Source organism: Pseudomonas sp. BF-B-30, assembly GCF_019956305.1.
Classification (GTDB): domain Bacteria; phylum Pseudomonadota; class Gammaproteobacteria; order Pseudomonadales; family Pseudomonadaceae; genus Aquipseudomonas; species Aquipseudomonas jessenii.
Map to the genome: position 1 here is coordinate 116,172 of NZ_JAHBDG010000008.1, position 9,283 is coordinate 125,454.

Sequence of the window (9,283 nt, forward strand, 5' to 3'; positions counted from 1 at the left end):
GGTGGCGTTTCCTGTTATTTATCCGGGCTGTCGATGGTCAGTGTCTGCGGCGCGGTGGTGCTGCTGGCCAGGGGCTGGCTGCGACCAATCCATTCGCCGGCGGTCGGTTTGCCGGCACGGGAAATGCGCGCAACCAGTTGGACTTCAGGGAAGTTCGACAGTTTCAATTGCGGCATCATTGCGTCGGCATCGCCCAGTTCGACGGTTACCGGCAGGTCGGCCACGGTCATGCGCTTGACCGCCAGCGGGGCTGGAGGACCGGAGATCGCACGGGCGAAGATGAACACGCTGTCGCCAGGCTGGACCTTGGATTTGAGGTCCGCGGCCAGATCGACACTGACCTTGAGCAACGCCGAGGCCTTGGCCGCCGGTGCTTGTGCAACCTTGCCGCCACTGGCCACCAGCTTTTCCGTGGCCCGGGTAATTCCGCCTTGCAGCGCCTCGCGGGACTTGTCCTCCGGCGGCAGCTGCGCCAACAGGCGATTCCAGTAATCGATGGCGTCCTGATAACGCTCGCTTTCAAACGCGGCAATGCCAAGCAAGCCAAGGCTGGTGACTTCTTTCGGATCGGTCTTGAGCGCTTCGTCGGTCAGGGCCTGGACCTTGTCCGACCACTTCTTGCCATCGGCGAAGTACTGGGCCTGGGCCCATTGACCGAGCAACTCGGGCTGGCGACCGGCCAGACCCACGGTGCGTTCGAACATTTTCGCCGCGTCCGCCGGGCGATCCTGGGCCATGTAGGTGCGACCGAGGAAATACATGCCTTCAGCGGAATCCGGTTGAGCGGCGACCGCACGTTCCAGGCGCCGCGTCATCTCTTCCATCGACTGGGGTGCCTGGGAGAACTCGCGGGTCAGTTCGACCTTGTCGCTGGCACCGAAATGCAGATACAGGCCCAGGCCCAGCACCGGCACCAGAATGGCCGCCAGCAACGGCAAGGGTTTGCCCAGACGCGACACCCGTGGCGCTTCAGCGCCTTCGGTGTCCGCCAGCAACTCACGGGCAGCTTCGGCGCGACCGGCGTCCATTTGCGCGGCATCGAGCACGCCCTCTTCCTGCTGAGTCTGCAACTCAGCCACGCGCTCCTGATACAGCGCGACGTTCAGGGCGGTACGATCCTCTTCGCGCTGGGCGCGACGGCTGCGCAGCACCGGGATCAACAGAAAACTCAGGGCAACCAGAAGCAGCAGACCTGCAGCGAGCCAGAAATCAATCATTCTTGGTTTTATCCAACAGGTGGTCGAGGCGCGAGCGCTCCTCGGCAGAAAGCGAGTCCGGGGTGCCGGCGCGTTGCACGCGACGACGGCGGACGATCACCGCGATGATCACGACACCGCCCAGCAGCAGGCCGGCGGGGCCGAACCAGAGCAAGGCGGTCTTGGCGTTCAGCGCAGGCTTGTAGCGGACGAAATCACCGTAGCGATCGACCATGAAGTCGATGATCTGCTGGTTGTCCTTGCCCTCGCCGAGCATGCGGAAAATCTCTTTGCGCAGGTCGGCGGCAATCGGTGCGTTGGAATCGGCGATGTCCTGATTCTGGCACTTGGGGCAACGCAGCTCCTTGGTCAACTCGCGGAAACGCTCGCGATCTTCTTCCTTGGCGAACTCGTAGGTGTCGATAGCCGCGTGGGCCACGCCCGCCAGGCTCAAGCCCAGGACAACGGCAGCGATCCAGCGCTTCATGGCTTGGCCTCGTCGACCAGCGCCTGGTACTTGCCCGCCAGTTTTTCACGCCAGACCTGCTCGTCGATCACGCCGACGAACTTGTCACGGATGATGCCCTTGGCGTCGATGAAGAAGGTTTCCGGTGCGCCGTACACGCCGAGGTTCAGGCCCAGCGAGCCTTCGTCGTCACGAATGTCCAGCGCATACGGATTGTGGAAGTCCTTCAGCCACTTCAAGGCATCGGCGTTGACGTCCTTGTAGTTGATGCCGTAGATCACCACGCCCTGCTGGGCCAGTTTGTTCAACACCGGGTGCTCGACCCGGCAGGAAATGCACCAGGTGCCCCAGACGTTGACCAGCGCCGGTTTGCCCAGAATGTCAGCGCGGGTCAGGGTCTTGTCGCCCTGCACCGACGGCAGGGAAAACTCCGGGAACGGCTTGTTGATCATGGCCGAAGGCAGTTCGGCCGGATCCAGGTACAACCCACGGTAAAGGAATACAGCGACCACCAGAAAAATCGCCAGTGGCAGCAACATCAACCAACGCTTCATGCAGTGGCTCCCGACATGCCCAGTGCTTCGCGCACGCGGCTCTTGACCTTGACCCGATAACGCCGATCCAGCGCCGCCAGCAACCCGCCTGCGCCTGTCAGCAAGCCGCCGAACCAGATCCAGCGCACGAACGGCTTGACGTGCACACGCACGGCCCAGGCGCCATTACCCAGTGGTTCACCGAGGGCGACATAGAGGTCGCGGGTGAAACCGGCGTCGATGCCCGCTTCGGTCATCACCGAGTTCTGCACGGTATAGAGGCGTTTTTCCGGGTGCAGCACACTGATTTCCTTGCCGTTGCGGATCACCCGCACGGTGCCCTTGTCGGAGGTGAAGTTCGGGCCTTCGAAGTGTTTGGCGCCTTCGAAGACGAACTGATAGCCACCCAGGTCCATGGATTCGCCGGGCGCCAGGCGCAGGTCGCGCTCGGCACTGTTCTGGCTCGACAGCACGACACCCAGCGCACACACGGCGATACCCAGGTGCGCGACCTGCATGCCCCAGTAGCTGCGGGTCAGGGTTGGCAGGCCTTTGATCAGGCCCTTGTGGCGAGTCTTGTCGAAGATGTCACGCACGCCGGCCAGCAACACCCAGGCAGCGAGCATGAAGGTCGCGAGCACGGCCCAGTTGAAATCGCCGTAGGCGATGCCGGCCACTACGGCCAGCGCGGCACTGCCGAGCAGGACCGGGGTGAGCATGCTCACCAGCCATTTCACCGGAGTGTCTTTCCAGCGCACGATCACGCCGACCGCCATCACCACCATCAGCAATGCCATCAACGGAATGAACAGCGCGTTGAAGTATGGCGGGCCGACGGACAGCTTAGCGCCGGTCATGGCGTCCAGAATCAGCGGATACAAGGTGCCGAGCAGGATCATCGACGCGGCCACCACCAGCACCAGGTTGTTACCCAACAGCAGGGTTTCCCGGGACCAGAGGTTGAAGCCCACCTGGCTCTTGACCACCGGCGCGCGCAGGGCGAACAGCGTCAATGAACCACCGACCACGAACAGCAGGAAAATCAAGATGAACACCCCGCGCTCCGGGTCGGACGCAAAAGCGTGCACCGAGGTCAGCACGCCGGAACGCACGAGGAAGGTGCCCAGCAGACTCAAGGAGAATGCGGCGATGGCCAGCAACACGGTCCAGCTTTTGAACACGCCACGTTTTTCCGTGACCGCCAACGAGTGAATCAGTGCGGTGCCCACCAGCCATGGCATGAACGAGGCGTTTTCCACCGGGTCCCAGAACCACCAGCCACCCCAGCCGAGTTCGTAATAGGCCCACCACGAACCTAGGGTGATGCCGATGCCGAGGAACGCCCAGGCCACGATGGTCCACGGACGCGACCAGCGCGCCCAGGCAGCATCCAGGCGACCGCCCATCAGCGCGGCGATGGCGAAGGCGAAGGCCACCGAGAAGCCGACGTAGCCCATGTACAGCATCGGCGGGTGAACGATCAGGCCGATGTCTTGCAGCAGCGGGTTGAGGTCGGCACCGTCGGTGGGCATTTGCGGCAGGATGCGCTTGAACGGGTTGGAGGTCACGATCAGGAACAGCAGGAAACCGGTGCTGATCATGCCCATCACCGCCAGCACGCGAGCCAGCATGACCTGCGGCAATTGCCGGGAAAACACCGATACCGCAAAGGTCCAGCCGCCGAGAATCAAGGCCCACAACAGCAGGGAACCTTCGTGGGCACCCCACACGGCGCTGAACTTGTAGTACCACGGCAAGGCACTGTTGGAGTTATTGGCCACATAGGCCACGGAGAAATCGTCGACCATGAAGGCGTAGGTCAGGCAACCGAAGGCGAACAGCAAGAACGCGAACTGCCCCCACGCGGCCGGCTGGGCCAGGCTCATCCAGAAGCGGTCACCGCGCCAGGCACCGACCAATGGCACCACGGCCTGAACCAGCGCGAAACACAGCGCCAGGATCATGGCCAGGTGGCCCAATTCGGGAATGAAGATTCCAGCTGTCATCAGTTAGCCCTCTTTCGCGGGAGTGGGTGCCGACTGGCCGCTGTCTTTCAACGCCTTGGTCACTTCCGGCGGCATGTACTTTTCATCGTGCTTGGCCAGCACTTCATCGGCCACCACGACGCCGTCAGCGTTGAGTTTGCCCAGGGCAACAATGCCCTGCCCTTCGCGGAACAGGTCCGGCAGGATGCCGCGATAAGTGATGGTCACGGATTTGTTGAAGTCGGTGACGACAAACTTCACGTCCAGCGAGTCGCCGGAGCGCTGCAAGGAACCGGCTTCGACCATGCCGCCGGCACGGATACGCGTGTCCTGCGGGGCTTCGCCGTTGGCGATCTGGGTCGGTGTGTAAAACAGGTTGATGTTCTGCTGCAGGGCACTCAGGGCCAGGCCAACGGCAGCGCCGACCCCGACCAGGATCGCGAGAATGATGATAAGACGCTTTTTACGCAGCGGATTCACTTGCCGTTCTCCCGGCGCAGACGGCGCGCCTCTTGTTGCAGATACCGCTTGCGGGCCAGGATCGGCGCCGCCACGTTGAGGGCCAATACCGCCAGGCAGATGCCATAGGCTGACCAGACATACAGGCCATGATGACCCATGGCGACGAAGTCGCCGAATGAAGCAAAACTCATCGAGCGACCTCCAGGCTGTTTTCGACTTCGGTTTTGACCCAACTGGCCCGGGCTTCGCGCTTGAGCACTTCAAGACGCATGCGCAGCAGCAGGACCGCGCCGAAGAAACAGTAGAAACCCAGCGCCGTCAGCAGCAGTGGCAGCCACATCTCGGCTGGCATCGCCGGTTTTTCGGTGAGGGTGAAGGTCGCGCCCTGGTGCAGGGTGTTCCACCACTCCACCGAGTACTTGATGATCGGGATGTTGATCACACCAACGATCGCCAGCACCGCACAGGCCTTGGCCGCGCTGTCACGATTGCTGATGGCGTTACCCAATGCAATGAGACCGAAGTACAGGAACAGCAGGATAAGCATGGACGTAAGGCGTGCATCCCAAACCCACCACGAACCCCAGGTCGGCTTGCCCCAGATCGCCCCGGTGACCAGCGCCACGGCGGTCATCCAGGCGCCGATGGGCGCCGCGCATTGCAGGGCGACGTCGGCCAGTTTCATCTTCCACACAAGGCCGACGATGCCGCACACGGCCAGCATCACGTAGATGGACTGCGCCAGCATGGCGGCCGGAACGTGGATATAGATGATGCGAAAGCTGTTGCCCTGCTGGTAGTCCGGCGGCGCGAAGGCCAGGCCCCAGACCACGCCAACGCCGATCAGCAGCAACGCCGCAACGCTCAGCCAGGGCAGCATTTTGCCGCTGATGCCGTAAAACCATTTGGGCGAGCCAAGCTTGTGAAACCACGTCCAGTTCATACTGTTTCCATCACGGTTGCTCTTTACTGTGAAGAGCCTGGGCCTTTACTGATCAAATTTTGACCAGACCTCATTATTCGCCGACGCTGATCTTCAAGCCAGCGGCTATTGCAAAAGGTGTCAGGGTTATCGCCAAGGCGGTCAGGCTGCCAAGCCATAGGAGATAACCGGTCGCCGGCATTCCCTGCAAGGCCGCCTGCAAGGCGCCACTGCCAAGGATCAATACCGGGATGTACAACGGCAGAATCAGCAGTGCCAGCAACAGGCCGCCGCGCTTCAAACCTACTGTCAGCGCCGCACCCACCGCACCGAGCAGGCTCAGTACCGGTGTACCGAGCAGCAACGAAAGCAGCAACACCGGCAGACAGGCGGCAGGCAAACCGAGCATCAGCGCCAGCAAGGGTGCGAGCAAAACCAGTGCCAGACCGGAAAAAGCCCAGTGTGCCAGCACTTTGGCCAAAACCAGAAGAGGCAGGGGGTGCGGCGAAAGGACCCACTGCTCAAGGGATCCGTCTTCGAAATCACTGCGGAAAAGCCCGTCCAGCGAGAGCAGAACCGATAAAAGTGCCGCGACCCAGACCAACCCCGGAGACAAGGTTTGCAACAATTGAGACTCGGGTCCGACCGCCAACGGGAACAAGGAAACGACGATGGCGAAAAACACCAGCGGATTGGCCAGCTCCGCGGGACGGCGAAACAGCAGACGGGCCTCACGGGCGACCAACAGGCCAAAAACACTCATACGGCCCAATTCCCCAGATCGATGTCGCGATAAGCGGCCGGCATCCGGCTCAGCGTGTGGTGGGTGGTCAACACCACCATGCCGCCACGTTCGCAGTGGCTGGCCAGGTGTTCTTCGAGTTGCGCCACGCCTTGCTTGTCGAGAGCGGTGAACGGCTCATCGAGAATCCACAACGGCGGGCTGTCCAGATGCAAACGCGCCAGTGCGACGCGACGCCGCTGCCCAGCGGACAGAGTGTGGCAGGGAACATCTTCGAATCCGCGCAAGCCGACCGCCGCCAAGGCTTGCCAGATCGCCTCACGGGAGGCCGGTTGATGCAGGGCGCAGAGCCAACTCAGGTTCTCTTCCGGTGTCAGCAGATCCTTGATTCCCGCCGCATGGCCGATCCACAGCAGATTGCGCGCCAGCTCAGCGCGCTGCTCATCAAGGGGCTTGCCGTTGAGCAGCACTTGACCGGCGGTCGGATGCATCAGCCCGGAGAGCAGGCGCAACAGGCTGGTCTTGCCGCTGCCGTTGGGGCCACTGATTTGCATCATTTCGCCACTGGCCAGTCTCAAATCGAGATTTTCGAAGAGCAGCCGAAGGTCTCGCTCACAGGCAAGGGCAACGGTTTGCAGGACAGGACTGGTCAAGGGATCACGGGCCTTATACGGTTCAAGTCGGCTCTGGCGCGGCCGTTAAAGAGATGCAGCATAGATGCAATGGCGTCTTGTTCTAGAGAGCTGCGTCAAAGAATTGCAAAGTTTTCGCCATTATTGGATACAACGGCGCGGCATTATACATGCCATACCTTACTCTAAAGAGTGCATTTTCCTCAGGTTGTGACCGCGTATGACAGGCGAAATGAACATCCTCCCGCTACCGCAAACCCTCCCGGCGACTTCGCGCCCGCAGGTGGTCAGCGGTGAGTTGCTCAAGTTGCTGACGCCGGTGGAAGGGCTGATCAGCGTCGGTCAAACCGCCCAGGCCGAAGTGTTGTCGCTCAAGCAGGCGGACCAGACTTTCCAGATGCTGCTCAAGGTCACCCTCGACAGCGGCCGCCAGGCCACGGTCCAGACCACCAGCAATCAACCGCTGGCCCAAGGCACCACGCTGGTCGTCACCCAGCCCTCGGCCGGCAACCTGGCCGTGACGGTGCAACAGGCCATTGCTTCCAACGTCGCCACCCTCACCCGCCTCGACACCGCGCAACTGCCCGTTGGCACCCTGCTGCAGGGCAAAGTGCTGACCTCGCAAATGCTGTCCCAGGTGCCCGGCCAGCCCATGGTGTTTCGCTCGATGGTGGGCCTGCTCAACACCGCACTGAGCGGCAGCACACTGAGTATCGACAGCCCGCAACCCTTGCGCATCGGCACCTTGTTGAGCGCACAGGTGCAGGACGCCCAGACAGTGAAGTTCGTGCCCCTGAGCAGCCGACAGGAACAACTGGCGGTGACCCGGCAACTGGTCGACCAGCAAAGCCGCCAGGGCTCGCTGGCTAGCTTGCTCAAGCACCTGCAGAATCTTCCGCCCTCGGACCAGACATCCGTTGAATTGCGCAGCGCTGCTGCCCGTTTGCTCGCCGGCTTGCCGGATGTTCAACAGTTGAGCACCCCCAAGGGCCTGGCCCAGGCCCTGGCCAGCAGCGGCATGTTTCTCGAAAGCAAACTGCTGACCGGGCAAAACCCGACGCTCGCGCCGGACATGAAAGGCGATTTGCTCAAACTGGTTGCGCAGTTGAGTCAGGGCTTGCCGGCCAACACCAGCCTCGGCGCGATCATCGCCGCCAATACCCTGGCCCAGGCCATGCCGAATTTTGTCCGCAATGCCCTGGGCATGCTCGGTCAGGTCAGTGCCAAGCCGTCGCCGACCGGTTTCCCGCTGCCCGAACGTCTGTTAAAAGGCGCCGACGGTGAAAACGACCTCGAACACCTGCTTCGCCTGGCCGCCGCCGCGGTTTCACGCCTGCAAAGCCATCAACTGTCGAGCCTGGAACAGACCGGCGTAACCGCCGACGGACGGCTGATGAGCACCTGGCAGCTGGAAATCCCGATGCGCAATATGCAGGACATCGTGCCACTGCAGGTCAAGTTCCAGCGCGAAGACGCCGCCGAAAAACAACAGCCAAAGGAACGTCGCGAAGAACACGAACCCAAGCAACAACTGTGGCGTGTGGAGCTGGCCTTCGCCATGGAGCCTTTGGGGCCGCTGCAAATCCAGGCGCAACTGATCAAGGGCAGCCTCTGCGGCCAGCTCTGGGCCGAACGGCCTTACACCGCCAGCCTGATCGAAAGCAATTTGGCCGGGCTGCATGATCGCCTGCTGTCCGTCGGTCTGAACGTCGGCGACCTCGATTGCCACCTCGGTACACCGCCCCAAGGCCCGCAAACCCGCCTCGAACAACGCTGGGTGGACGAAACCGCATGAACAACCCCAACACCCCACGCCAGGCCATCGCCCTCAAATACGACGGCACCCACGCCCCCACCCTCACCGCCAAAGGCGACGAAGAGCTGGCGGAAGAAATCCTGCGCATTGCCCGCGACTGCGAAGTGCCGATCTACGAAAACGCCGAACTGGTGAGACTGTTGGCGCGCATGGAACTGGGAGACAGCATTCCGCAGGAACTCTATCTGACGATTGCCGAGATCATTGCGTTTGCGTGGAGTTTGAAGGGGAAGTTTCCGGCGGGACAGGATGCGGATGCGCTGATGGTCGAGAAGGATGTTACCGAGCGCGGGGAAGACTACTGAGGATTCGAGGGCGCCTTCGCGAGCAGGCTCGCTCCCACAGGTGATCTGCGGTGAACACATGTTCTGTGTCCGACATAGAACCATTGTAGGAGCGAGCCTGAACCGGTCAAGTAATCCCGGACACCGGTTACGGTGCTTATGCCGCCTTTTGCTCCATGGCTATTGGCGACAGATAGTTGTTGTAGCTGTGGAGCCTCGTGCGGTTGTAGTACATGAAGAAGCGC

11 protein-coding genes are annotated in these 9,283 nt (G+C 61.7%); 2 read left to right on the plus strand and 9 right to left on the minus strand.

All coding sequences use genetic code 11. From position 1 onward, the window contains the following. Positions 1-14: 14 nt before the first annotated feature. From ccmI to ccmA, 9 genes are all read right to left on the minus strand, one after another. Positions 15-1,217 carry a c-type cytochrome biogenesis protein CcmI gene (gene ccmI, locus KGB29_RS05395; protein WP_154947859.1) on the minus strand — a complete coding sequence of 401 codons (1,203 nt, stop codon included), beginning with the start codon at positions 1,215-1,217 and terminating at the stop codon, positions 15-17. Then, a complete protein-coding gene (locus KGB29_RS05400; protein WP_102669711.1) occupies positions 1,210-1,683 on the minus strand; it encodes a cytochrome c-type biogenesis protein in 474 nt (157 codons plus the stop codon). Before KGB29_RS05400 ends, ccmI begins: the two co-directional genes overlap by 8 nt. After that, the gene (locus KGB29_RS05405; RefSeq protein WP_150724492.1) at positions 1,680-2,216 is read right to left on the minus strand and encodes a DsbE family thiol:disulfide interchange protein; all 537 of its coding nucleotides are present in this window, start codon (positions 2,214-2,216) and stop codon (positions 1,680-1,682) included. Before KGB29_RS05405 ends, KGB29_RS05400 begins: the two co-directional genes overlap by 4 nt. Then, complete coding sequence (locus KGB29_RS05410; RefSeq protein WP_150813440.1) at positions 2,213-4,201, minus strand: heme lyase CcmF/NrfE family subunit; 1,989 nt, start codon at positions 4,199-4,201, stop codon at positions 2,213-2,215. Before KGB29_RS05410 ends, KGB29_RS05405 begins: the two co-directional genes overlap by 4 nt. 3 nt (positions 4,202-4,204) lie before the next feature. Beyond that, the gene (gene ccmE, locus KGB29_RS05415; RefSeq protein ID WP_008052305.1) at positions 4,205-4,660 is read right to left on the minus strand and encodes a cytochrome c maturation protein CcmE; all 456 of its coding nucleotides are present in this window, start codon (positions 4,658-4,660) and stop codon (positions 4,205-4,207) included. After that, positions 4,657-4,833, minus strand: coding sequence for a heme exporter protein CcmD (gene ccmD, locus KGB29_RS05420; protein ID WP_057715863.1), 177 nt, complete (start codon positions 4,831-4,833; stop codon positions 4,657-4,659). Before ccmD ends, ccmE begins: the two co-directional genes overlap by 4 nt. Next, positions 4,830-5,585 carry a heme ABC transporter permease gene (locus KGB29_RS05425; protein WP_102669713.1) on the minus strand — a complete coding sequence of 252 codons (756 nt, stop codon included), beginning with the start codon at positions 5,583-5,585 and terminating at the stop codon, positions 4,830-4,832. Before KGB29_RS05425 ends, ccmD begins: the two co-directional genes overlap by 4 nt. Positions 5,586-5,658: 73 nt before the next feature. Continuing rightward, positions 5,659-6,327 carry a heme exporter protein CcmB gene (gene ccmB / locus KGB29_RS05430; RefSeq protein WP_007983326.1) on the minus strand — a complete coding sequence of 223 codons (669 nt, stop codon included), beginning with the start codon at positions 6,325-6,327 and terminating at the stop codon, positions 5,659-5,661. Next, positions 6,324-6,959 (minus strand): cytochrome c biogenesis heme-transporting ATPase CcmA, encoded by a 636-nt coding sequence (gene ccmA / locus KGB29_RS05435; protein WP_150813439.1) that lies wholly within the window; start codon positions 6,957-6,959, stop codon positions 6,324-6,326. Before ccmA ends, ccmB begins: the two co-directional genes overlap by 4 nt. A 199-nt stretch (positions 6,960-7,158) precedes the next feature. On the opposite strand from ccmA, the gene KGB29_RS05440 reads away from it, so the two are divergent. Beyond that, positions 7,159-8,733 (plus strand): flagellar hook-length control protein FliK, encoded by a 1,575-nt coding sequence (locus KGB29_RS05440; RefSeq protein ID WP_154947860.1) that lies wholly within the window; start codon positions 7,159-7,161, stop codon positions 8,731-8,733. After that, positions 8,730-9,059: an EscU/YscU/HrcU family type III secretion system export apparatus switch protein gene (locus KGB29_RS05445; protein WP_154947861.1), complete on the plus strand. Its 330-nt coding sequence runs from the start codon at positions 8,730-8,732 to the stop codon at positions 9,057-9,059. The genes KGB29_RS05440 and KGB29_RS05445 overlap by 4 nt, the downstream gene beginning before the upstream one ends. The last annotated feature ends 224 nt before the right edge of the window (positions 9,060-9,283 follow it).

Bases quoted from the DNA above. Each gene is read 5' to 3' on its own strand.
- ccmI (WP_154947859.1), bottom strand. From the start codon at position 1,217: ATGATTGATTTCTGGCTCGCTGCAGGTCTGCTGCTTCTGGTTGCCCTG.
- KGB29_RS05400 (WP_102669711.1), bottom strand. From the start codon at position 1,683: ATGAAGCGCTGGATCGCTGCCGTTGTCCTGGGCTTGAGCCTGGCGGGC.
- KGB29_RS05405 (WP_150724492.1), bottom strand. From the start codon at position 2,216: ATGAAGCGTTGGTTGATGTTGCTGCCACTGGCGATTTTTCTGGTGGTC.
- KGB29_RS05410 (WP_150813440.1), bottom strand. From the start codon at position 4,201: ATGACAGCTGGAATCTTCATTCCCGAATTGGGCCACCTGGCCATGATC.
- ccmD (WP_057715863.1), bottom strand. From the start codon at position 4,833: ATGAGTTTTGCTTCATTCGGCGACTTCGTCGCCATGGGTCATCATGGC.
- KGB29_RS05425 (WP_102669713.1), bottom strand. From the start codon at position 5,585: ATGAACTGGACGTGGTTTCACAAGCTTGGCTCGCCCAAATGGTTTTAC.
- ccmB (WP_007983326.1), bottom strand. From the start codon at position 6,327: ATGAGTGTTTTTGGCCTGTTGGTCGCCCGTGAGGCCCGTCTGCTGTTT.
- KGB29_RS05440 (WP_154947860.1), top strand. From the start codon at position 7,159: ATGACAGGCGAAATGAACATCCTCCCGCTACCGCAAACCCTCCCGGCG.
- KGB29_RS05445 (WP_154947861.1), top strand. From the start codon at position 8,730: ATGAACAACCCCAACACCCCACGCCAGGCCATCGCCCTCAAATACGAC.